18 protein-coding genes and 4 pseudogenes are annotated in these 21,624 nt (G+C 68.1%); 7 read left to right on the top strand and 15 right to left on the bottom strand.

All coding sequences use genetic code 11. The features are described 5' to 3' along the window. Positions 1-925 precede the first annotated feature (925 nt). Positions 926-2,434: a GMC family oxidoreductase gene (locus ACFWP5_RS09780; RefSeq protein ID WP_384152979.1), complete on the top strand. Its 1,509-nt coding sequence runs from the start codon at positions 926-928 to the stop codon at positions 2,432-2,434. A gap of 503 nt (positions 2,435-2,937) precedes the next feature. Beyond that, positions 2,938-3,723: a hypothetical protein gene (locus ACFWP5_RS09775; RefSeq protein WP_384152976.1), complete on the top strand. Its 786-nt coding sequence runs from the start codon at positions 2,938-2,940 to the stop codon at positions 3,721-3,723. Between the two features lie 226 nt (positions 3,724-3,949). On the opposite strand, the gene ACFWP5_RS09770 is transcribed toward ACFWP5_RS09775, so the two are convergent. Continuing rightward, positions 3,950-4,369, bottom strand: coding sequence for a nuclear transport factor 2 family protein (locus ACFWP5_RS09770; RefSeq protein ID WP_384152974.1), 420 nt, complete (start codon positions 4,367-4,369; stop codon positions 3,950-3,952). 446 nt (positions 4,370-4,815) lie between these two features. Further along, positions 4,816-5,826 (bottom strand): NADP-dependent oxidoreductase, encoded by a 1,011-nt coding sequence (locus ACFWP5_RS09765; protein WP_384152971.1) that lies wholly within the window; start codon positions 5,824-5,826, stop codon positions 4,816-4,818. Between the two features lie 111 nt (positions 5,827-5,937). Between ACFWP5_RS09765 and ACFWP5_RS09760 the strand changes: the two genes are divergently transcribed. Next, the gene (locus ACFWP5_RS09760; protein WP_384152968.1) at positions 5,938-6,531 is read left to right on the top strand and encodes a TetR/AcrR family transcriptional regulator; all 594 of its coding nucleotides are present in this window, start codon (positions 5,938-5,940) and stop codon (positions 6,529-6,531) included. 422 nt (positions 6,532-6,953) lie between these two features. On the opposite strand, the gene ACFWP5_RS09755 is transcribed toward ACFWP5_RS09760, so the two are convergent. The 8 genes and pseudogenes from ACFWP5_RS09755 to ACFWP5_RS09720 all read right to left on the bottom strand — a co-directional run bounded on the left by ACFWP5_RS09755 (position 6,954) and on the right by ACFWP5_RS09720 (position 14,393). Continuing rightward, entirely contained in the window at positions 6,954-8,078 is a 1,125-nt protein-coding gene (locus tag ACFWP5_RS09755; protein ID WP_384152965.1) for a helix-turn-helix domain-containing protein, read from the bottom strand. Positions 8,079-8,434: 356 nt separating this feature from the next. Continuing rightward, positions 8,435-8,629 (bottom strand): hypothetical protein, encoded by a 195-nt coding sequence (locus ACFWP5_RS09750; RefSeq protein ID WP_384152962.1) that lies wholly within the window; start codon positions 8,627-8,629, stop codon positions 8,435-8,437. A gap of 26 nt (positions 8,630-8,655) precedes the next feature. After that, positions 8,656-9,483, bottom strand: a complete 828-nt coding sequence (locus tag ACFWP5_RS09745; RefSeq protein ID WP_384152960.1) for an IS4 family transposase — start codon at positions 9,481-9,483, stop codon at positions 8,656-8,658. Between the two features lie 84 nt (positions 9,484-9,567). Further along, entirely contained in the window at positions 9,568-10,338 is a 771-nt protein-coding gene (locus ACFWP5_RS09740) for a hypothetical protein (protein ID WP_384152957.1), read from the bottom strand. A 256-nt stretch (positions 10,339-10,594) separates the two neighbouring features. Next, the gene (locus ACFWP5_RS09735; protein WP_384152955.1) at positions 10,595-11,428 is read right to left on the bottom strand and encodes a FadR/GntR family transcriptional regulator; all 834 of its coding nucleotides are present in this window, start codon (positions 11,426-11,428) and stop codon (positions 10,595-10,597) included. Between the two features lie 450 nt (positions 11,429-11,878). Then, a pseudogene (locus ACFWP5_RS09730) lies at positions 11,879-12,124 on the bottom strand (ATP-binding protein); the annotation flags it as partial. Positions 12,125-12,603: 479 nt separating this feature from the next. Beyond that, positions 12,604-13,593 carry an aldo/keto reductase gene (locus ACFWP5_RS09725; protein WP_384152952.1) on the bottom strand — a complete coding sequence of 330 codons (990 nt, stop codon included), beginning with the start codon at positions 13,591-13,593 and terminating at the stop codon, positions 12,604-12,606. Between the two features lie 212 nt (positions 13,594-13,805). Then, positions 13,806-14,393 carry a flavodoxin family protein gene (locus ACFWP5_RS09720; protein ID WP_384152949.1) on the bottom strand — a complete coding sequence of 196 codons (588 nt, stop codon included), beginning with the start codon at positions 14,391-14,393 and terminating at the stop codon, positions 13,806-13,808. A 240-nt stretch (positions 14,394-14,633) separates the two neighbouring features. Here ACFWP5_RS09720 and ACFWP5_RS09715 point away from each other — a divergent pair, with 240 nt between their 5' ends. Then, on the top strand, positions 14,634-15,362 hold the full coding sequence (locus ACFWP5_RS09715) for a TetR/AcrR family transcriptional regulator (RefSeq protein ID WP_384152946.1): 729 nt from the start codon (positions 14,634-14,636) through the stop codon (positions 15,360-15,362). 368 nt (positions 15,363-15,730) lie between these two features. On the opposite strand, the gene ACFWP5_RS09710 is transcribed toward ACFWP5_RS09715, so the two are convergent. Beyond that, entirely contained in the window at positions 15,731-16,288 is a 558-nt protein-coding gene (locus ACFWP5_RS09710) for a TetR/AcrR family transcriptional regulator (protein ID WP_384152943.1), read from the bottom strand. 92 nt (positions 16,289-16,380) lie between these two features. On the opposite strand from ACFWP5_RS09710, the gene ACFWP5_RS09705 reads away from it, so the two are divergent. Both ACFWP5_RS09705 and ACFWP5_RS09700 read left to right on the top strand, forming a co-directional pair. Beyond that, positions 16,381-17,430, top strand: a complete 1,050-nt coding sequence (locus ACFWP5_RS09705; RefSeq protein ID WP_384152940.1) for a zinc-binding dehydrogenase — start codon at positions 16,381-16,383, stop codon at positions 17,428-17,430. A 189-nt stretch (positions 17,431-17,619) separates the two neighbouring features. Next, a pseudogene (locus ACFWP5_RS09700) lies at positions 17,620-17,991 on the top strand (CorA family divalent cation transporter); the annotation flags it as partial. 64 nt (positions 17,992-18,055) lie between these two features. On the opposite strand, the gene ACFWP5_RS09695 reads toward ACFWP5_RS09700, so the two are convergent. From ACFWP5_RS09695 to ACFWP5_RS09680, 4 genes and pseudogenes are all read right to left on the bottom strand, one after another. After that, complete coding sequence (locus ACFWP5_RS09695; RefSeq protein ID WP_384152937.1) at positions 18,056-18,226, bottom strand: hydrophobic protein; 171 nt, start codon at positions 18,224-18,226, stop codon at positions 18,056-18,058. Between the two features lie 149 nt (positions 18,227-18,375). Further along, positions 18,376-20,016 (bottom strand): NAD-dependent malic enzyme, encoded by a 1,641-nt coding sequence (locus tag ACFWP5_RS09690; protein ID WP_384152934.1) that lies wholly within the window; start codon positions 20,014-20,016, stop codon positions 18,376-18,378. Between the two features lie 361 nt (positions 20,017-20,377). Next, entirely contained in the window at positions 20,378-20,545 is a 168-nt protein-coding gene (locus ACFWP5_RS09685) for a hypothetical protein (protein ID WP_384152931.1), read from the bottom strand. A 35-nt stretch (positions 20,546-20,580) separates the two neighbouring features. Beyond that, positions 20,581-20,855 (bottom strand): annotated as a pseudogene (locus ACFWP5_RS09680) (PRC-barrel domain containing protein); the annotation flags it as partial. Between the two features lie 546 nt (positions 20,856-21,401). Here ACFWP5_RS09680 and ACFWP5_RS09675 point away from each other — a divergent pair. After that, a pseudogene (locus ACFWP5_RS09675) lies at positions 21,402-21,624 on the top strand (Tn3 family transposase); the annotation flags it as partial.

The raw sequence follows: 21,624 nt of genomic DNA, 5'->3' as shown, positions 1-21,624 counted from the left end.
AAACGTACCGGGAGCCACTGACAACGCGCCGCGCACACCCACCAGTTGAGTGCGTTGGGGTGCTACCAGGCCATGTGGGCCCGGTACTTGGTGAGTTGGTGAGGGTTCCGACCCGGATGGTCCTCAACTCGGCGAGCGGCGTGTTCTCCACCCCATCGTTCGCTGTGGAGCGCCGCCGCCTCAGCCGCCGGTGACTGGTCGGGGTTCATGAGGATGGCGGTGACCCAGTAGCTCTCGCCTGGCTTTCGGCCTGACATCGTTCCGATGGGGCGTCAGGTTTGGCCTCGTACTGCGGCGACTGGGCTCGCGGCGACGCTACGGACGCCGACCGTGCGGGGCTCCCTGCCGCGATCTGTCACCGGTGAGCGTCTCAGTGGTCCACCTGCCGTCCTCGCTGCCGGCCCAGGTTGACGAGGCCATCGGGGGAGGTAAGGGGCCGTCACTTGTGGCAGGGCAAGAACTTGGTCTGCGCGTACGAGCAGCCTGCCGCAGTGCTGTGTGACGCCGACTCTCCCGCCACCGGCCCGCCCGTGCACGAACCGAAGTACGTGCTCCGGCGTTGTCCTGTGGCGCTCAGGTTCCGAACGGACGTCACTGTGGTTCAAGTGCGTGCTGTGTCGGTTTTCCTAAGCTTCGACGGCAGGCGACAGACGGCAGTGTGCGGATCGGGCGTGCCCGGGCCCGCCGGATCAAGGTGATCGTTTGCCACCGGGTCACTGGAGCCCGCTCGCTGCTGACCGGCCGGTTCCACACCGTCTGCGCACCGAGCCCGGACGCGGCTGGGCAACCGACAGGACTGACGCGAAGACAACCACCTTAACTTTTGGGCCCCTTCAGTACATAAGTGTAATCAGCCCCTTGATCTTCGAGGCGCTGATTCTCTGAAATGCGGTGGTCGGAAAAGGCTGCCCTGGAAAGCGGAGACATGATGAGCAAGAGTCCTTATGACTATGTCGTGGTGGGAGCGGGCACAGCGGGATGCGTGATTGCCTCCCGGCTTTCGGAACGCCCCGGCGTGCGGGTGCTGCTGTTGGAGGCCGGAGCACGGGACGCAACTGAGACGATGGCATCTCCTTGGGGCTTCCTGGGGTTCGACCCGTCATCCCTCTGGCTGGGCGCCTCGACCGTGCAGTCCGGTACAGGCAGGGCCGCTGACGTACTGCGCGGCAAAGCCCTCGGCGGATCGTCGAGCATCAACGGCCTCTATCACCTGCGGGGGCACCGCTCCGGTTACGACGAATGGCCCGGCCTCGGTGCTCCAGACTGGGGTTTCGACGATCTGCTGCCCTATTTCCGCCGCAGCGAGAGCACTCGCAGCCGTAATGCCTCCGTGCGGGGCACGGACGGGCCGGTCGTGGTCGCCCCGGTCCCCGAACCCCATCCCCTGGCCACGGCGGGCGTCGACGCCGCGGTGGAGGCCGGGTTCGCACGCGCCGATGACATCGGCAGCGGGCTGGAGACCGGATTCGGGTGGAGTGACATGAATCTGCCCGGCGGCGCCCGCCAGAGCGCGGCCGACGCCTACATCCGTCCGTTCCTCGACCGGCCGAACCTGGACGTCGTCACGGACGCGACCGTGCAGCGGCTGCGCACCACCGCGGGCCGCTGCACCGGCGTCGAGTACACCATCGGTGGCGAGCACCTGTCCGTCGACAGCGCTGAGGTGGTACTGACCGCGGGAGCCATCGGTTCCGCACACCTCCTGATGCTGTCAGGGATCGGCCCGGCACAACACCTTGAGGAACACGGCATCGACGTCGTCGCCGACCTGCCGGGAGTGGGCTCCCATCTGCAGGACCATCCGATGGCGGGCGTGGTGTACGAGGCCATCCAGCCCGTACCGTTCGTTCCTGCCAACCCGCCGGCCGAGATGATGGGCCTGCTGTACAGCGACCCCGCCGCGGCCCGGCCGGACCTTCAGGTCTACATCGTCGCCGCACCGCTACCGTCGGCATGGGGCCAGCCGCCGGCCAACGGCTACTCCATCGTTTTCTCCGCGATGGCTCCGCACAGCAGCGGCACCGTGCGCCTGACGGACGCCAATCCCGGCAGCGCTCCCGTCGTCGACCCCGGCTACCTGAGCGACGACCGTGACCTGGAGATCATGCGCAAGGGCCTGGCCCTGGCACGCCGCATCGGGGAGGCCGACGCGTTCGCCGACTGGCGCAAGCAGGAAGCGGTGCCCGGCTCCGGGACGAGCGGCGAATCCGTGGACGAGTTCATCCGCAAGGCCACCGGCCCCTACTTCCACTACACCGGCACCTGCCGCATGGGAACCGACGCCGATGCAGTCGTCGACCCTGCGAACCTGCGCGTGCACGGAATAGCCGGACTGCGGATCGCCGATGCCTCGGTGATGCCGTCCATCCCCTCGGCCAACACCAACGCGACCGTCTACGCCATCGCCGAACGGGCCGCCGAACTGATCGACTGAGTCTTCTTCAGCGCCCACGGCGCTTCCACAACACGTTCATCCCCGACGCCTGGACCGCCGGCAACTGGTCGGAGTCTTCAACCAGTTGCCGGCATCCTCCTTGCAACTCAAGGCGGCCGGCGAGCTCGACGGGTCCAGGGCCTGTGCGGACGGCTGCCACATACGGGTGAAAGAGAGGGGGAGCTGACGCGGGTCCGCCGTCGGTCGGCCGGCGGAAGTCGGGCAGGAAACACCGCCTGATGGTGAGCCACGAGGCGGAGGATCACCTCTCAGCTCACTGGGAACCGCCGAGATCCTAAAACGACCGAGGGCCCCACGGGCACCGCCGCTGAGGTCACCCGGATCCGCGCCCGCATCGACAACATCCCGCGGCGGTCACACGCTCAGGCCGCCCACAGCGCCGCCCTGCCTTGCCCGGGACACGAGTAGCGGCATCCGCTGAACTGCGGTCGTACCTTCTTGAGGCAGTTTGAATCCATCTCCTGAGGTATTCGCTCGGGCTGATGAACGTTGTCCTGGAGCCCTTCAGTCCACTGCTGTCCGGCGAAGAAGCGGCCGGGTTGTTGGTACACCGGTCGATCTCGGATGGCACAACGATCTACCTGGACGGCGAGAGGATGATGCCGGTCGAGCCGTTGTGCTCGTGGGGCCGGAACATGTCCTACGCCGACCTGGCCCGCTCCACGCTGAAGGACTACGGGCGGATCACGGCTCGGTTCGCCGGGCACCAGGAGGGCCGTGGCCGCGACGTCCTCTCGGCCACCGAGTCGGACTTGGTGGCGTTCAAGAAAGTCCGGACCCAGTTACAGGAACGGCCTATTGGTACGTCAACCTGGGGCAAGGAGTCCGGTCTGATGGACCAGTTCTTCGGATTCGCCGTCGACGAGGGGTATCTGTCACGGCGGCCGGTGCGAGTGGCGGCCGAGGCCGCAATCCGCTCGCCCCGGGTCCGGCGGGGCATGGACGTCCCGTACCTCACGCTTGATCAATACCGCTGCTTCCGCGATGTCGGCCTGGGTGGGCAGCGGCCGAACTCTCGGGTCGCCCCGACCTTTCGGGGCTGGGCCCCGCACCGCAACCACGCTGGGTCCGATCTGGCCCTGGGCTCGGGGGCGCGCTGGCATGAGTGGGCGACGGTGCAGCTGCCGGAGGTCGGCATCGGGGTCAATCCGCTCGGTCAGGCGGCGGAGTTCACGGTTCAAGCCTGCGCGACATACGGCAAGACCCGCACCGTCTGCGTTCCTGAGGACGCGGTCGGATCGGGCGATACCGAAGCCGCCAATTGTTGATCCTGGGTTCCGCGTTGGGCGGAGCCGTCACCCGTTCAACTCGGTGTTGGTGGTTTGATGTTGGGCTGTCGTCCGGGCCGGGTGGGGATATTGGCCCCGATCGGGCGGACCGCGTACCCGTAGTTCAAGCGGCTGGCCATCGCCATCGGTTACCGCATGTCGCTGGGATACACCACCAGCGACATCACAGTCACCCCTGGACCGATACCTCAGCAGTCGCTGAGCTTCACGCGGCGTTGTCCAGACCGACCAACACCTTCGCGATACGCCAAGCGCCTTCGGCATGCCGCAGAGTGAACGTGTAGAAGCCGGTCGCGATCACGGTCGCGCTCCCGCCCGCGTTCGACGTGAGCATCAGGTAGGCCCACACCACTGCCGTGTCGGTGTCCGCCCGGTGGAAGACCATGTTGATCAGGTTGTGCCTTCGCTGCTCTGTCTGCGCGTCCGTCGCCTCTCGCACCAGTTCGAGAATCGCCGCGTGTCCGACAAAGGGGCCCTGCTCGACCTCACCGGCGATGCTGGCCGTCCAGGTGGCGTCTTCGGTCAGGACGCCCGCCAACGTCACCAGATCTCCGTGATCCAGGGCGAAGGCGTAGCGTGCCAGCGTCTGCTGGACGGCGAGCCGCTCTGCAGGGTCGAGCTTCACCTCTCCCGCCGGCGTTGTGTTGAGGTGGCTGCTTCCCCAGCCGAAAGCCGCAGTTGTCGTCATATCAAGCCTCGCTCATGCTCGGTTGTCGGGTGGAAGATCGGGCGCGCAGCGCGCACAGCGACAGCGGCCACCCGGCGCGCGCCGGGAGGGCGGAGGGCGTGACATGAGCGGCGTACCGCCTTGCGACCGACCGCTCCACCGTCAGGACGCCGGACCGCTGCCGCTGGCCAGTGATGTCGCCCTTCTGCCGGCCTCAGGAATGCGACCGTCTCGGCGATCTCCTGCGGCGGACCGAGCCGACCAGTGCGGTCGGCTCGGTCCGCCGTTGCGAGCATCGTGGCCGCGCGGTCGCCAGGACGCGCCCAAGTTCTCCGCGTCGGCGTCTCGATGGCCGCCGGTGCCCTACGGACGGGCGCCGGACGCGTCGGTGAAACGGCTCGTTCCTAAGCGACCGAGAGCACGATCTTGCCCTGGATGTGCCCTCGGGCGGCGCGTTCGTGCGCGGCCCGGGCATCCGCGAGCGCAAACGTGCTGTCGATCGCGACGTGGATTGTGCCCGCGTTGAGCAGGCGCCCCAGTTCAGCGAGTTGCGCGCCGTTCGAGCGGACCTGGGCGCTCGAGACCGTGACGCCGAGCTTCGCGGTCTCTTCTTCATCAAAGTCCCCGGGGAGTACGGGGAACTGGGCGCCGCCGCGCTTGAGCGTGCGCAGGAAGCGTTTGCTGTCGGGGCCGCCGACCGTGTCGAGAACGAGGTCGACGTCGTGCACCACTTCCTCGGGACGACTCTTGGTGTAGTCGATGAACTGGTCGGCGCCGAGTTCGCTCAGGAACGATTCATGCGCGCCCGACGCCACCGCGATGACACGTGCGCCCTTCCATTTCGCCAGCTGTAGTGCGAAGTGGCCCACGCCGCCCGCGGCGCCGTTGACGAGCACCGTCGTGCCGGCGTCGAGTGCCGTCGGGTGATGCCGTGCCTCCTGGAAGGGCGAGGGGTGATCGTGTCCGACGTCGATCAGGAACTGCCACGCGGTGAGCCCGGCCATGGGCGCCCCGGCTGCGTGTACGTGGTCGATGCCGGCCGGCTTGCGTGCGAGGTCCGGCGCGGGCGCGGCCACGTACTCGGCGTATGCGCTGCCGTGGAAGCTGGGAAAACGCAGAAGACCGAAGACTTCATCACCGACGGCGAGGCCGTCCACGTCCGCGGCGACGGCCTCGACGACACCCGACATGTCCGTCCCCGGAATCACCGGCAGGCTGACCGTCGATTCCGTCTCCCCAGGCATCCTGGTCAACCCGCCGCGCAGGTACCAGTCCGGAGGATTGACGCCGACCGCGTGAACGCGGACGAGCACTTCGCCCGGCCCCGGCTTGGGAATCGGCACCTCGTCGTAACGCAGAACTTCAGGGCCACCGTGCTCATGGAGCCGGACCGCCCTCATCGTGTGTGTCGGCATCGTTTTCTCCTGCCCGCGCTGCGGGATACGCTTATCCGGATCAGCGATCCATATATGTGGACCACTGATCCGAATATATGGACCACTGATCCGGATAGTCAAGAGGGACACATGCGGGCCGACGCCAGGAAGAACCGCGACCACCTGCTCGCAGTAGCGGGCACCGCCATCACCGAGCAAGGCGTCGACGTGTCACTGCGCGACATCGCGCGCAGGGCCGACGTCGGGCTCGCGACGCTGCTGCGTCACTTCCCGACGCGAGAGGCGCTGCTCGATGCGCTGCTCCGCACGAGCTTCGACGAACTGGCGGCACAGGCAGCCGAGCTCGAAACGTCGAGCTCACCCCAAGACGCTCTCGTTTCGTGGCTACGCGACTGCGTCGCGTGGACAACCGAGTATCGGGGCGTGACCGTGCTGATGGCAGCCGCCATCGAGGACACCGAATCCGCACTCCACGCTTCGTGCGTCACCCTGCGCGCGGCCGGTGCGCGGCTCCTCACCCGTGCCCAGGCCGCAGGCGTGGCGCGGAGCGACATCGATGGCGCCGATTTGTTTGCGCTGGTGGCCATGCTCGCTTGGCTCGGCGACCAACACTCGCTCGCGCCACGCGCCGGCCACCTCTTCGAGGTTGTCGCGAGCGCGATTCTGACGAGCGCAGGGAGCAGCGACGCCGAGGAGGAACGCCGTCCTCGGGCCCGCAGCTGAAATCGTCGCGCACGCGGACCAGCGAACTCGGCAGGAGCGGTTCGATGCCGAGTTCGCTGGTCCGGTCAGGGCACCGGCATCGAGCCGTGCGCGATGGCTGACCACTGCACCAGATCCGCCACAGCACCCGGACACATGACGCCGAGGGCGGCACCTCCCCCGTTGCTCCCGGCCCGCTCCCGCCACGCCTCCGTCCGCTTCTTGGAGCGGTACGCACGCCCCAGCGTCGACGCGGTTGCCCGGCGCGTCGCTGAACGCGACCTCGCTGCCCGACGGATGCGCTGACACCTCAAGATCAACAATTGGCGGCTTCCGGGCTCACCTCGGCGACACCCCAAAAGGGTGAACCACACCACCACCTCAGGGTCAGTCAGCAGTCCACGTCTCGTGAGACATGCGAACCGCGAAGAACACCCCTTTGGTCACGCGCTTTCGGCCGGCCCGTGGCCCGGCGGGTGCCTGTTCGGCGAGAGCGAGGCTGCTTCGATCGAGCGGGCGTACTCGGTGGGAGCCTGACCGTAGTGCTTCTTGAAGGCACGGGTGAAGTGGCTGCCGTCCGCGAACTGCCAGTGTGCTGCGAGTTCCGAGATACTCAGGCGACCTGACGGCGCGGTGAGGGCGAGCCGGGCCTCTTGCAGTCGCCGGTGGCGGATGTAGGTGGCCACCTGCTCTCCCACAGCGGCGAATGCCCGGTGCAACGTACGGACGGAGACGTTGAGTTCGCGCGCAAGCATTGCCGGAGAAAGCTCGGGATCAGCGAGCCGGCGGTCCGCGAGGTCCTTGGCTGCCCGGGTGAGCGCGGGAGCCAGCCGAGGTTCTACGTCGTCGAACCGGCCCTTCATCACCGCCTTGGCCAGCTCGATCAGGGTGCTGTGGGCGGCTTCCACACCGGCCGGGCCGAGGTCGGCCACGGTTATGTGGATCATGTCCGTGAGGGCCGTCAGCAGGCGTATCTCGGCAGAGACCGCCGACCCGGTGATGACCCGGTTCCCGAGCAGGGGTTTGAGCTCGCCGGGGGGCAGGACGAAGAACTTCGCCGTGAGGTGAGCCGACGTCTCGAAGGCCGTCAGGCGCCCGAGGTGCCGAATGAGGAACTGCCCGGCCGATACGGTCTGGTCGCCGTAATCGGGCGGGCCGCCCAGAGTCCATGCGCCGCGCTGCACCACGTACATGGCCACCAGATCCTGATCGCCGCCCGGGACCTCCGCGGTCCGGGTTGCCGTCGCGGCGTGAAGATCGGCGATCGCTGCGCCCTGCACCTTGGCCACCTGACCCTTGACCCGGAAGTCACCGATCGTGTCCGGGCTGAAGGCCGGCAGCTGGAAGACATCGTCGCCGATCTGTGTCTCCCACCCGCGCCGGAAGGTGTCCAGTCCCCGCGGTGCGGCACCCGGGTCGGTCGAATCCACTGAGAACACCCCACGCGCGCCGTCGACCTTCGCACCAGTGCTGATCACCACTCTCCGATCCTCAGATTCATTGCTCCAGCGCCGTCCTGTGATGCTCGTGTTCCGATGTTGCCGTGGTTCAAGTGGGCGCTGTGCCAATCTTCCTACAGACGGGCCGCGCGGTAACGGTCGAGGGTCGGTCCGCGACGGTTTTCAAGGAACTGCGGACCTGTCAGTTGACAGATGTGCTGGTGACATGACTTCCTCGCCCGACCAAGTGGCCGGGCCTAGAGGCAATGCCGTTGCTTTACGCGGTTGCGGGTTGGGGCCGTTGGATGCGGACTGCTCGGATGCCGGTGTGGGTGGGTTGGGGCCAGGTGTGGTGTTGGGCCCGTTTGAGCCGGTAGTTGGACATCTTGCGTTTGACGACGCGGGGCTGGCTGCGCAGGTGTCTGTGGGGCAGGAGGCGTTCGAGCAGGTCGTGTTGGAGCGGGACGAGGGTTCTGACCAGGAGGTCAGGGGGAAAAACTGCCCGGCGTGAGGGTCACGCTGGGCCGGGCGGAGCGCAGGGTTTCGGTGAAGGAGATCCGGTCGGGATCCAGGCCGCGGGGGGCGGCGGTTCTCACCATCAGCTCACGCAGCGCGTGGTGGACGAGCAGGTGGGCCCAGATCTGCTGCAGGATGCCGTCGGGGGGCTTGCTGCTCAGCATGGTGCGAGCTCCGCGTTGATGGGTCTTTAGCTCGGCGAAGACAGCTTCTGCTTCCCAGCGCTCCTGGTAGAGCGCGGTCGGCGGGCGGGATGACGGCGCGCGTCGGTCAGGGTGGTCACCAGCCGGTAGTCCCCGGCCGCGGAGCCGGTGCCGGTCAGCTGGTAGGCCACCACCCGCACCGTGACGGGATCGGTGTGGGCGCGGTCACCGGTGGCGTGGATGCGCGCGAGCCAGGATCCGTCGCGCAGCATCCGGTCGACGGGCAGGATCCGGTTGGCGGGCACCCGCCACAGCAGGTCGGCACCGCTGTCGGCGAAGGCCCGCCACAGCGGCACACCGAGGAACTCCCGGTCGGCCAGGACGAGTTGGCCCGGCCCGCAGGAGTGCGGCAGGCGGCTGACCAGGGTGACTTCCCCGGTGTGGCAGCCGGCCGGCTCCGCGTCCGGCACGAGATGGGTGCCCACCTCGATCAGACAGGCCATCCGCACCTGGGGAAAGCACGTCTTGTTGCTGCCGCGGCTGTTTCCGGGACGGCCGAAGGCCGCCTCGTTGGCCGCGCTGTCGGCCACGTCCCAGCAGGTTCCGTCCACCGCCAGCAGCCGCAGCCCGCGCCAGAACGCCCCGGGAGTGGCGTGGGTGCCCATCGGCTTCGCGGTCGTGGCAAACAGCACCCGCAGCGGCTCCGGTCCCAGCCGCTGACGGGCCCGAAACAGCGACGACTTCGCCGGGATGTGCCACTCGCCCAGCAGATCCACGAACGCATCGAACGCGGCGACAGCCTGCGCGCCATCGCCCGTGAACTCCACCTCAGCCGCGGCACCATCCTGCGCTTCGCCCGGGCCGCCGATGTCCAACAGCTTCTTGCCGCAGCAACCGACCGCCCGAGCAATTGTCGGAGGCGGCGGGTCAGTGGTGCCGAGGCCCGTCGGGCCTACCTCTTACTCCCAGCCGACGACCTTGAATTGCTTGTTCACGAAGACGTGGTGCGGCCAGTTGATGCTGATGTTGTGCACCTCGTACTCGCCGTCGTCGAGCTTGACGACGCGGTCGGCGATACCGCCGGGCACGACGGCCTGCGCGGCCTGGGTGGCCTTGTCTGCGGTCGAGCCGCTAACGACGGTGCCTTCGCCCTCGGTGTAGTCAGGAATCGTGCCCACCGACTTCGTCGGGGACGGCGTTCCCTGCTGGAACGCGATCACGCCGGCCTCCTCGGCGGCGGCTGCTCCACCGTCCCCGTGCGGCTGGACGAAGACCTTGGACGCCGTGATGTCGGCGCTGTCGACCAGTCCCAGGACGAGGACGCTGGTGCCGTCCTTCACCTCCTTGGCCGATGTGCGGTGGTTGTTCTTCGTGAATGTGGTGGACGCGGTGTCGCTCACCGTGACCGTCACGCCGGTGGCTGTCTTAAAAGTGAAGCCTGAGGACGACTTGGACTGGACGATGCCCGTCGCGCCGCCGTCGGCCGGGTCGCTCCGCTGGCCGCCGTCCGTGGGAAGGGCCGACGGGGTCACGGACGAATCCGCTGACGGGGTGGAGGCCATGGAGGTACCCACCGTGGCGAAGCCGGCCAAGGCGCAGGTAAGTGCCGCACCGGTGATCAGGAGGGTCTTCTTGTTCCTCAGCTGCAGTCCGCCCTTTCGATGTGTGTGGTTGGCGGTGGTGCTCGCATCGCCGTCGCCGGACGGGCCTGCCGGGTCAAATGCATTCATGAGGTGGCTCCTCGGTCGGTTTGATACCAGTGGAATCATTCCTGCCGAGAATGTGAGAGGAATTGAAATTACTTAAGAGTTCCCTATTTTTAGGAATTTCCCGATGCGGAGTAACTCAAATGGCCGATCAGCGGTGAATGGACCGCTTTGATCGGCTGTTTGCGCCCCGATTGGAGAATTGCTCGGGCGCTGAGCGGATATGGCTATATGGGAAAAGGACGTTTCGATCGAGACATCCTCGCGGGTGGGGGAGGGGCTACAGAAGGCTGCCCCGAGGGTTGGATACCTGACCGCCCAGAGTGACATTTGTCCTGAGCCATGCGGTCAGTGCCTCGGTGAGCGCGGTCCCTGAAACGGGACTGTCGCCGGCGGCCTTGCGAGCCTCGGTGATCTGCTCGACGGTCAGTCGGTGGTAGTCACGAACCACGGCGGCCGCGTGTCGGGGGTTCCGGGAGGCGACGGCGGCGACGATCCGCATGCGCTCGGTGTGCAGCGAGCCCACGACCTGTACAAAGTCGCGGTTGTCGCTGCCGGCAAGCTTCACTGCGAGCTCGATCTGCATCTCGGTGATGAACCGGCACAGTGCGGCAAGCAGGGGGTTGTGCGAGATCGCGGAGAGTGTGTCGAAGAACTCGCGCAGGGCTGTGGCGGTCTGCGCCACGCCCTCGCTGGCAGGGATCGCCTGTGACGACTCCCGTAGTCGGGTGACCTCCTCGTCGCTCGCTTGAGTGGCGGCGAGTTCGGCTGCGTAAGCGTTGAGGGCGCCGAGTAGGCCGAAGACTTCCCTTCCGCTGACCTTCTCGACCTGGACCAGCGAGGCGATGGACACTGCGAGCAGGGTGTCGCCCTGGGCGGTAACTACCGCCCGGCTGCCGTTGCGTGTGTTGACCAAACCCGTCGCGGTCAGGACCCGGATCGCCTCACGGACGGTGGGACCGCTGACGTCGTAGTAGGCGGCGAGTTCGCGCTCGGACGGCAGTCGTGAGCCGTCGGGCAGGGTGCCGTCGAGAATCTGTCTGCGCAGGTCCTCGACGATCTGGTCTGCGACTCGCCCGCGGAAGATCCGTGAGGGCGTCTCGGGCATGGACATATCGCTCTCCGACGTGTTCGGGCGCCTAGTTCGTCTACCTACTAAGTAGGTAGACGAACTATAGCAGCCTGCGGCGCTTCCCTTCAGTCCTGGAGCTGCATCAACAGCCAGCCCACCGAAGCACATTTGGGTAGGTTGTCGAGGTTCGTGACCGGCTCGGCTGTGACCGGCGGGCTGTGAGTCGGCTGCGGATGGCAGGTCGTTGATGAGGTCGACGGCTTCGCCGGCCCGGATGGGCAGAGGGGGTATGTCGCCTTGTGACAGGGCGGTCTGGTAGGCCTGTCGGGCGTGGGGGTCGGTGGTGAGTCCGGTTTTTCGGTTACGCCGGTGTCCGGAGCCACTGACGATGACGGCTCCGGACACCACCCGCCCACTGGCTGTAGGCCACCGTGCGCCGACGCGAGCCCACTCCCGGTGAGCAGACCGCAAACCGGCCCGATCTGCGACGAGGGGCGCTCGGAAGAGGGGATGCCAGTCGCCGGGTGCCCGGTTGCTCGTGATGATCAAGGACCGGCCCTGCCGCTCGGAGACGAGTTCGTAGAGGTCATCAGCCGGGGACGCGGCCAGCTGGCGCATGCCGAAGTCGCCGAGGATGAGCAGGTCGGAGCGGATGAGTTCGTGGATTCGCTTGTCCCAGGTGCGGTCCGCGTGGCCGTCGGCGAGCTCGGCCAGGATGCGGCTGGTCTTGGCGAATCGGCTCTCACCTCCGGCGTACTGCCATTACCGCCCCGCCGTCAACAAACCACCGCTAGCTGGGGCGCGAGGCGGAAGCAGGCGGTGTGGTATTGGATGGCCACCTCGCCCTTGCCAGTTCGGCACGGGCAGCCTGCCGGGACGCCGCAGGTGGACATGGGGCAGTCGTGCGCCTCAATGCGCGGGAAGTCGTCGGTCACACGATCGCTGTTTCATGTGTCTGTTTCGAAGGCCAGTCCTTTTGCACCGACCCATGGATCAGGGAACGTGCAGCATGATCGCCGTGCAGAGGGGCGTTTCACGAGCGGCCACCTATGAAACACGCATGCCTGGCCCGTCGGTGGGGCCGAGGACGCACTCCGTACACGTCTCAGCCCATACGCATCCGAACGCGCTGACGCGACGCCGTCCGCCTCGCCCCCGCGGCCCTGCGCTGGTCTCGCCGGAGCCGGCCTGAGTGGCATCTGTCCCGGGGTGGATCATCAGATCCAGGTGGGCACGTGCCCTTTGGTGTAGCGGGCGCCGAAGCCGCCCTGAGGCAGGATCTCGTCGATGGCTTTGAGGTCGGCATTGGTGAGGGTGAGGTCGGCGGCGCCGGCGTTTTCCTCGATGCGCTTGGGGCTGCGGGTGCCGGGGATGGGCACGATGTGCTCGCCCCGGGTCAGGAGCCAGGCCAGGGCCAGCTGGGAGACGGTGGCACCCTTGGCCGCCGCGAGGGCGGCGAGTTGGTCGACGGCTTCGAGGTTCTTCGCGAAGTTGCCCGGCTGCCAGCGCGGGTCGACGTTGCGCATGTCGGTGGCTTCGTACTGGCCGGCGGGCTTGGCGGTGCCGGTGATGAACCCGCGGCCGAGGGGGGAGTAGGCGACGAAGCCGATACCGAGTTCGTCCAGGACGGGGAAGAGCTGCTCGACGTCCCGTTCGAACAAAGAGTACTCGGTCTGCAGGACGGAGACCGGCTGCACGGCGTGCGCCTTGCGGATCGTCTCGGGTCCGGCCTCGCTGAGACCGAAGTACTTCACCTTGCCCGCGTCGATCAGCTCCTTGACGGTGCCCGCGACCTCCTCGATGGGCACCTCGGGGTCGACGCGGTGCTGGTAGAAGACGTCGATGTTATCCACGCCGAGATAGCGCAGGCTGTTGTCGGCGACCTTGCGGATGTTGTCGGGCCGGCTGTTGAGAGCGCCGCCGATCTGCTCGGGAGGCACCGACATGTCGACACCGAACTTGGTGGCCAGGACCACGTCGTCGCGGAAGTCCCTGACCGCCTTGCCGACCAGGATCTCGTTGGATCCGGTGCCCCATCCGTACATCTCGGCGGTGTCGAAGAAGGTGACGCCCAGGTCGTGCGCGCGGCGGAGGGCGGCGACGCCGGCCCCCTCGTCGGTGGATCCGTAGGCCATCGTCAGGCCCATCGCGCCGTAGCCGATCGCCGAGACCTCAAGGCCCTGGCTTCCCAGTGTCCGGTGCTGCATGACGCACTCCTTTGAATAGAACTAAAAGGTGGTTTATGAATGAAAGGCGCTTTGTGGGTGATACGCCTCGCGCGGCCTCTCGCCAAGCCGAACGATTCGGCCGGGTACGCTCGCCGCCGCGACTCCTTCGACCGGGGTGGACCCCACTCGCGGCCTCCTGCTCCGGAGTTGCTGTTCGCTCGTGCAGGGCGGGGCGTCCGCGGACCGTTGTGTCAGTGCGTTGCGGCGGTCAGTCCGGCGCGGTGGATTCGGGTGTGCTCGGCGACGCGTCGGCCGAGGTGGCGGGCGGTGTTCAGGTCTGCGTCGTGGACCGCGGGGGTGTCGTTGAAGCTCTGTGCGCCGGCACCGAGGTAGAAGCCGAGGCGGTTGTCGTCCTGGGGGCTGGATGTGGTGGTGTTCCAGCCGGGCAGGAGGTTCAGGCTCACCCAGAGCATTCCGTGCTGGGCCGCCAGGAGCGAGAGGTACTGCAGGGTGTGCAGCTTGTCGCCGCTCATGGAGCCGGAGTTGGTGAATCCCGCCGCGAACTTGTCGCTCCAGGCGCGGGTCATCCACCGCTTGCTGCTGGCCTCGGCGAAAGCGTGGAACGCCCCCGACGCGGTGCCCATGTAGGTGGGAGTGCCGAAGATGATGGCGTCCGCGGCGTCCATCAGTTCCCAGTCGGTGTCGGTGAGGGAGGCGACGTCCACGCGGTGGACCTGCGTACCGGGGACGGAGTGTGCGCCGTCCGCGACGGCCGTGGCGATCTGCGCGGTGTGGCCGTAGCCGGAATGCGACGCGATGACGATCGAGATGTCGGACATGGGTTCCTCTCCTGCCGCGGTGGCGGCGTGTTCGGCGGTGGTGCCGGCGGGCGACGAGCGGCCCCCTGCGGCGCCCGCCCGCACTGCTCCACGAGTGGCGGACCGACGGCCCCGGCCGGAGTGCGGCGCATGCCCAGGTCTCGCGGGCCGGCGCCGACCACCGTCAGCGTGGATCGTCGTTCCGCTTCAAACGGTAGCGCCGATAAGGCGGCGATACGAAAAATGAGATATCGTTGTTCCATGAACGAGGGACGACGCGCCGCGCGGCGCCAGGTACTCCAGGTGGCCGCCAAGCTTTTGGAGGAGGGCGGCAGCGAAGCGGTCTCCACGCGCGCTGTCGCCGCAGCCGCGGGCATCACGGCCCCCGCGCTCTACCGGATGTTCGACGACAAGGACGGACTCCTGGCCGAGCTGGCCGCCTACGGGTTCGAGCTGTACCTGGCCGAGAAACGGGAGGCACTGGCGCTGACCCCCGACAACCCGGTGGCAGACCTCTACCGCGGCTGGGACCTGCACGTCGACTTCGGAGTGCAGCACCCCGCGTTCTACATGCTCATGTACGGCACCGTGCAGCCCGGGCGGCGGCCCCCGGCCGCGGACGAGGCGCACGCCCTGCTGGTGACACTGCTGGGCCGGGCGGCCGACGCCGGGCGCCTTCGGGTTCCGGTGGAGCAGGCGACCCGCGTCATCCACGCGGCGACAACGGGTGTCACGCTGGCGCTGATCGGCGAAGAGCCCACGGAGCGGGACCTGACCACTTCGGCACGGCTGCGGGACACCGTTATCGCCTCGGTCACCACGGACTCGCCCGCCTCATCCGGGTCGGACCTGGCCTCGCGCGCACTAGCCCTCGATGCCGCACTTCAAACCGCGCTCACCAGCGGGCCCCCGGCTGCGGGCGCCGGGGCACCTCTGCGAGACACGGAGACGGCTCTGCTGCGCGAATGGCTGCAGCAACTGGCAGGCTGAACCCACCGCCTGCTCCGCAGGTGTGGGCGCAGTCGGTTGCACAGGCCCCACGGAGGGCGTTCCGTCGCAGGGGCAGGCTACAAAGCGCCGCCGATCCCGCCGCGGCAAAGACCCGGCCCACCTCCCCGAGCTTCACCCCCAGAAAGACGCCCATTACCACGCGAGGTGACCCAAGGTAACGAAGCACCACGCAGTCCTGGCCGGCGGATCATGACCCAGGTCGTGATGTCTGGCTCTGACACGCGTACCTGGCCGTGTTGTCTGAATTGCCTCCGTACACCTCGTACGAGGACGATCCTCCGCCTTGCGATCGCAGACACCGGGTACCGTCCAGCCTGGCCGAACGGCGGCACCTCGTCGAAAACGCTCTAGTGGCGGGGCGATGTGCCGGCTCGAACCAGGGCTCGTGCCAGGACAGTGCTCTCGGGGAGGCTGTCGAGCAAGAGGGGTTGCGTGGCGACAGCCCCCTCGTGCAGCACGAGGAGTTGGGTGGCGAGGGCGGCCGGGTGCGAGCAGCCCGCTGTGACGGCGAGTTCCTCGAACAGGTTCAGCAGCCAGAGCTTCTGGTTCGCGGCGATGCGGTGTGCGGGATGCGCGGGGTCCGGGAGTTCGGCGAGTGCGTTGATGAAGGCGCATCCGCGAGTGTTGGTCTCGCTCCAGGTCCGCAGTGCCTCGAAGGGTGCGGTGACAGCCTCGGCGGGAGTGTCGCTGGCCTCGACGGCGGCACGGACGAGTGACCGCCAGCGCTGATCGCGGCCCGTGAGATAAGCCGCCACGAGGTGGTCTTTCGAACGGAACTGGTTGTACAGGGTCCGCTTGGTCACCCCTGAGTGCTCGGCGATCAGATCCACGCCGACTGCTGTGATTCCGCGGTGGTAGAACAACTCCTCCGCGGCCGCCACGATGCGGCGGCCGGCCGCCGTCATGGGCCGCGCTTCCTGCACCGCGGGTCCCTTCACTGATCGGTGTACGGTGAGAGATGTTCACAGATCAGTATACCTGCGAGGAGGTTCAAGCAATGAGCGCGTCCCAGTTCATGCGAGCGGTGCGCATCACAAGGCACGGAGGGCCGGAGGTTCTTGAGCTGACGCAGGTCACCGTCCCTGCCCCGCGGGCGGGGGAGGTACTGGTCCAGGTCAGCGCGGTAGCCCTGAACAACACCGACCTGTGGACCCGGGAGGGCGCCTACGGCCGCCCGGGAGACCCGAAGGCGCTGTCGGGCTGGCGCGGCCCGATCGACTTCCCGCGTATCCAGGGCGCCGACGTGGCCGGCCGTATCGTGGCCGTCGGGACCGGAGTGGAGGGGAGCCTCGTCGGACGCCGAGTGGTCGTCGACCCCGCGATCTACGACAGCGACGGGCCGGACGCCCACGCGGTGGGCCTGATGGGGAGCGAACGCGACGGCGGATACGCCGAGTACGTGACAGCACCGGTGGAGCGTGTACACGACGTGACGGAATCGCCGCTCACGGACGACCAGCTCGCGACGTTGCCGACCGCCTACGGCACGGCGCTGGGCATGATCGAGCGAGGCCGGCTGCAGAAGGGGGAAACCGCCCTGGTCACGGGAGCGTCCGGCGGCGTCGGCCTCGCGCTGGTGCAGATCGCCCGTGCGCGCGGCGCGAGGGTGCTCGCCATCAGCAGCGGAACCAAGATCGACGCGGTGCGCGAAGCGGGTGCGCACGAAGTCGTCGACCGTGCGGGAGACGTCGCTGAGCAGATCCGCACCGCTGCCCCGGAGGGCGTCGACGTCGCCCTCGATGTCGTAGCCGGCGAGCTGGTCAGCGAGGGGCTGCCGCTGCTACGCGAAGGGGGCCGGTGGGTCATCGCCGGCGCACTCGGTGGCTACGACGTGACCTTCGACGTGCGCCGTCTCTATCTGCACAACGCCCAGGTCATCGGGTCCTCGATGCACACGCCCACACACTTCGACCTCCTCATGGACCTGGCCCGTCGGGCCGAGGTCCAGCCCGTCATCGCGGCGACCTTCCCACTGGACCAGGCCGCCCGGGCGCAGGAAGAACTCTCCCGCAGGGGGCACGTGGGAAAGATCGTCATGCACCCCTGAGGTCCATCCGACGGATCACGGGCAGAGTCATGAGCGGACCGCCCCATACTTGGCCGACAAAGCCCTGCTGGACGTCCCTTCGGCCCGAGCGTCGTGGCGTGTCGCCGCGTACAACTCGACCTTCGAAACGGGCACTTGAGCCACTCAGCGCTCGCTGATGCACCTCGATAATCCCACCGCAAGGCCCCGATCTTCCGGCTCCGGCGCACCGCCGGGCCCGCCGCGCTGGCTTTCGGGGAGGCGTGGGAAGTCTTCGCCGCATCGGGGCCGGGCGGCGATCCGCTGCGTGACGTCGCGCACCGGCTACGACGGGTCGTGGCACAGACCGAGCAGCTCGGGGAAATGCTCGACAGCGCCCGGGATGCCTGGAGCGCGGAGGTCGGTGTCAGTCAGAACGACGACATGCGGCGCATCAGCGCCGTCGCGGCTCTGGCCGCGGTGCCGACGGTGGTGGTCGGGAACTACGGCATGAATTTCGACAACATGCCGGAACTGCACTGGCGTTGGGGCTGCCCGATGACCATCGTCGCCACCGCGGCGATCGGTGGAATCCTCTATGCGCTGTTCAGGCGCCTAATGGCTGTGCCCGGCTTCCGCCCGGCGAGGGCCGCGCTGTGCGGCCTGCTCACCACCGGTACCAGCGGCCCCTCGTTCCTCCGGTTCCGGCGCCGCGGAATACGAAACCCAGGAGCCACAGGACCGCGACGATTATGGCGATCCACCACAGGATGTGAACAGCGAATCCCGCACCGCCCAATATGAGGGCGAGGAGAAGAACAAGGATCAATGCGGCCATTTCGATTCTCCCTTCCGGACAGTCGTGTGCCCGCCGGGAGGTATCTCATGCGGGACTCCGGCGCGGAGCCGGCCGACGCCCGCGAGTCTTGTCGCGGGCGTCAGCCAGCCGCTGTCCCCTCGGTCGGCGCGCCGACGCGGCGCGCCGGGTCAGCTTTCGTACCGCGGGGCCCACTGGGTGCGGGTGACCGCCGCCCGGAGTTCGTCCTCGGTCGCCTCCGGTGCTACGCCGTCCTCCACGGCTGCCACCGCCGCGGCCACCGCGATCTCCAGGGCGGCCTCGCGCATGCCCCGCAGCGGCGGCAGCAGCGGCGCGGGGCCGGCGCCGTCCGTCACGGACCGTGCGGCGCACCGGCCCACGGCGCGGGCGGCGGCGACCATCATCCGGTCGGTGACCCTGGTCGCCCGGGCGGCCGTCACCGCGAGGCCGATGGCCGGGAAGACGTACACGTTGTTCGCCTGGGCCACCGGGATCTCGCGGCCGTCGACCTTCAGTGGCGGGAACGGCGAGCCGGTGGCGATCAGGGCCCTGCCGTCCGTCCAGCGGGCGAGGTCGGCGGGGTCGGCCTCGGAGTGGGAGGTCGGGTTGGACAGCGGGAAGATCACCGGCCGCTCACAGGTGGACGCCATGTGCCGGACGATCTCCTCGGTGAAGGCGCCCTTCGCGGTGGACAGGCCGATCAGCACAGTCGGCTCCACCCGGCGGACCACCTCGGCCAGGTCGTACGACTCCCGCATGTCGCTGCGGGCGTAGACGCGCTGCTCCTCGCTGAGTCCGTCACGCGAGTCCACCAGCAGTCCGTCGACGTCCACGAACCAGAAGCGTGAACGGGCCTCGTCCGGTGACAGGCCCTCGTCCGTCATCGCCGTACGGATCATGTCGGCCACCCCGACCGCCGCGGAGCCCGCGCCGAGGACCACGACCCGCTGGTCGGTCAGCCGGGTGCCCGCGACCGCCGTGGCCGTGGTGAGCGCCCCGAGGGCGACGGCGGCCGTGCCCTGGATGTCGTCGTTGAAGGTCAGCAGCCGGTCCTGGTAGCGGGTGAGGATCGGGCGGGCGTGGGCGGTCGCGAAGTCCTCCCACTGCAGCAGCGTGCCCGGCAGTTCGGCCTCCACCGCCGACACGAATGCCTCCACCAGCTCCTCGTACGCGTCGCCTGTGACCCGGTGCTTCCGGCGGCCCAGGTAGTGCGGGTCGGCCAGCAGCTCCTCGTTGTCCGTCCCGGCGTCCAGCAGGATCGGCAGCGTACGGGCCGGGTGGATGCCGCCGATGGCGGTGTAGAGGCTGAGCTTGCCGACCGGGATGCCCATGCCGCCGACACCCTGGTCACCCAGTCCCAGGATGCGCTGGCCATCGGTGACGACAATGACGTCCACGTCCGGGTGCGGGCGGTTGCGCAGGATCTCCCGGAAGCGATGCCGGTCCTCGTACGACAGGAACAGTCCTCGCGGGCGGCGGTAGATCTCGCTGAAGCGCCGGCATGCCTCCCCGACGGTCGGCGTGTAGACGACGGGCAGCGTCTCCTCCAGATGGCCGGTGAGCAGGTGGTGGAAGAGAACCTCGTTGGTGTCCTGCAGTTGGCGCAGATAGATGTGCCGGTTCAGCGGCTTGTCGTAGCCGAGGAACGCCTCGTACGCGCGGTCGGCCTGCTGGTCGAGCGTTTCCACCGCGGGCGGAAGCAGCCCGTCGAGACCGAGCTCTGCCCGCTCCCGGCGGTCGAAAGCGGTGCCTTTGTTGCGCAGGGGATCCGAGAGCAGGGTCGTGCCGCGGGGGGATTCGTTCACTGTCATGCAGGTTCCCCTTCCCGAAAACGCGTGCGCGGAGGCAAAGCCGTCGGCAAGGAACGGTCATCACTCTGCGGGACCGAGTCGACGTCCAGGACCTTCCCCCTATTGCGGAACGCGATGCTGGTCACTCCCTAGGAGACCGTCCACAGGCGCCAGGCTGTCGCCGGGTCGCCGGGGAGCGGCCTGCCAGTGTGTCGGGGCGTCCCGCAGCGCGGGCAGTCAAACGGCTCCTGTCGCCGCCGAGCCTGTGCGGGCCGACAAAGGACTGATCAGCCACAGACATACGTGAACGTCGGTGCGGGCGGCTCTTTTGCGCCGCCCGCACCGCACCGCAGGCCATGAGGGCGGTCGTCTGCGGTTGCGGTCAGCGGAGGGGACGCCGACTGCGTCGGGACAGCCGTACGGCGGCGAAGGCCACGTCGGCCACCAGGACCACGATGCCGATGGCCAGCAGATAGCCAAGGCCCTCGGCTGCCGCGCCGATGATTCCCAGGACAACGGCCACGAGGACCAGCAGCAGGAAGAGCATCACGACTCGAACATCTCCCTTGGGCCCGACTCGGTCGCTCAGCGGCGGGCGAGTTGCCGTTCGCCCCCGGCGCCCGGCTCGTAGGTCGTGCCGTAGTGCTGGAAGATCGCCTCTTCCCGTTCGGCGGGCAGGATGTCGTCCGTGCCGATCGAAGGAGCCTTCCGCACCAGGCTCTTCGCATACGAGACTTTGAGGTGGCCCGGCCCGAAGATCGCCTCGTCGAGGGGACGAAAACCAGGCGACGGCGGGTGGGCGGCCGCGTACGGACGGTGGCCACGGCCGGTTCGTCGGTGATGGTGTCCACATAAATCGCTGCTGCTGAAGGGCGGCGCAGTCGGTGTGTGCCGTCTCGACTGCATCCCGGTGTACGGCTGGGTCTTCTTCGTGCTCGGCGAGCGCCCGGTAGATGCTGGCGTCGGACGGGTTCTGTCCCTTGTGCCTGCCGGGGGTCGTAGATGCCGGGCAGCGGCCTGGCGGGCATCTCCAGCACCAGGCTGTGCCCGGTCAGATGGTGGGGGCGAACCGGTGGCGCAACCCGGAGGACGACCTGCCGGCGGACTTCGAGGACAACCGGGACGTGCACTACGCTGCGCTGGGTCAACCGCAGGACCCCGGGGAATTCATCGCCGACCTGCAAGGCAGACTCCGCACCTCGCTGGACCGATTCGACCGCGCCCCGGCGGAGGGAACGACGGGCGGGGTGGCTATCGTCAAGAAGCTCGGCGAGCCGTGGATTCGCGTCTCCTCGCGCGGCAAGCGGGAGGAGCCCGAGAGCCTGGTCGCCGTCAAGGGCGAGATCGAGCGACGCTGGGGCACCATCGACCTGCTCGACATCCTGAAGTACGCCGAGTTCGACACCGACACCCACGGCGCGTCCATCGTCGGGTTCGCCTTCGCCCACGTGCTCGACTTCAAGCTGATGCCGAGGCTGAAGAACATCGGCTCGGCGAAGCTGTACCGGCCGGGGGGGGGGGGGGGCGGGGGGCAACATGGCGCCGCCGGGGCCCGGGGGGGGCCCCCCCCCCAAAGCCGGGGGGGGGGGGGCGCCCCCGGAGGACACCAGCGAGGTTTAAAAAACCCCC

Source organism: Streptomyces sp. NPDC058469, from assembly GCF_042721125.1.
Taxonomy (GTDB): Bacteria; Actinomycetota; Actinomycetes; order Streptomycetales; family Streptomycetaceae; genus Streptomyces.
The sequence above is the reverse complement of the archived record's forward strand: the minus strand, read 5'-3'. Positions and strand labels throughout refer to the sequence as shown.

Excerpts from the sequence above, each read along its gene's own strand:
- ACFWP5_RS09780 (WP_384152979.1), top strand. The coding sequence starts at position 926 with ATGATGAGCAAGAGTCCTTATGACTATGTCGTGGTGGGAGCGGGCACA.
- ACFWP5_RS09775 (WP_384152976.1), top strand. The coding sequence starts at position 2,938 with ATGAACGTTGTCCTGGAGCCCTTCAGTCCACTGCTGTCCGGCGAAGAA.
- ACFWP5_RS09765 (WP_384152971.1), bottom strand. The coding sequence starts at position 5,826 with ATGCCGACACACACGATGAGGGCGGTCCGGCTCCATGAGCACGGTGGC.
- ACFWP5_RS09760 (WP_384152968.1), top strand. The coding sequence starts at position 5,938 with ATGCGGGCCGACGCCAGGAAGAACCGCGACCACCTGCTCGCAGTAGCG.
- ACFWP5_RS09750 (WP_384152962.1), bottom strand. The coding sequence starts at position 8,629 with ATGCTGAGCAGCAAGCCCCCCGACGGCATCCTGCAGCAGATCTGGGCC.
- ACFWP5_RS09740 (WP_384152957.1), bottom strand. The coding sequence starts at position 10,338 with ATGAATGCATTTGACCCGGCAGGCCCGTCCGGCGACGGCGATGCGAGC.
- ACFWP5_RS09735 (WP_384152955.1), bottom strand. The coding sequence starts at position 11,428 with ATGTCCATGCCCGAGACGCCCTCACGGATCTTCCGCGGGCGAGTCGCA.
- ACFWP5_RS09725 (WP_384152952.1), bottom strand. The coding sequence starts at position 13,593 with ATGCAGCACCGGACACTGGGAAGCCAGGGCCTTGAGGTCTCGGCGATC.
- ACFWP5_RS09720 (WP_384152949.1), bottom strand. The coding sequence starts at position 14,393 with ATGTCCGACATCTCGATCGTCATCGCGTCGCATTCCGGCTACGGCCAC.
- ACFWP5_RS09715 (WP_384152946.1), top strand. The coding sequence starts at position 14,634 with ATGAACGAGGGACGACGCGCCGCGCGGCGCCAGGTACTCCAGGTGGCC.
- ACFWP5_RS09710 (WP_384152943.1), bottom strand. The coding sequence starts at position 16,288 with ATGACGGCGGCCGGCCGCCGCATCGTGGCGGCCGCGGAGGAGTTGTTC.
- ACFWP5_RS09705 (WP_384152940.1), top strand. The coding sequence starts at position 16,381 with ATGAGCGCGTCCCAGTTCATGCGAGCGGTGCGCATCACAAGGCACGGA.
- ACFWP5_RS09695 (WP_384152937.1), bottom strand. The coding sequence starts at position 18,226 with ATGGCCGCATTGATCCTTGTTCTTCTCCTCGCCCTCATATTGGGCGGT.
- ACFWP5_RS09690 (WP_384152934.1), bottom strand. The coding sequence starts at position 20,016 with ATGACAGTGAACGAATCCCCCCGCGGCACGACCCTGCTCTCGGATCCC.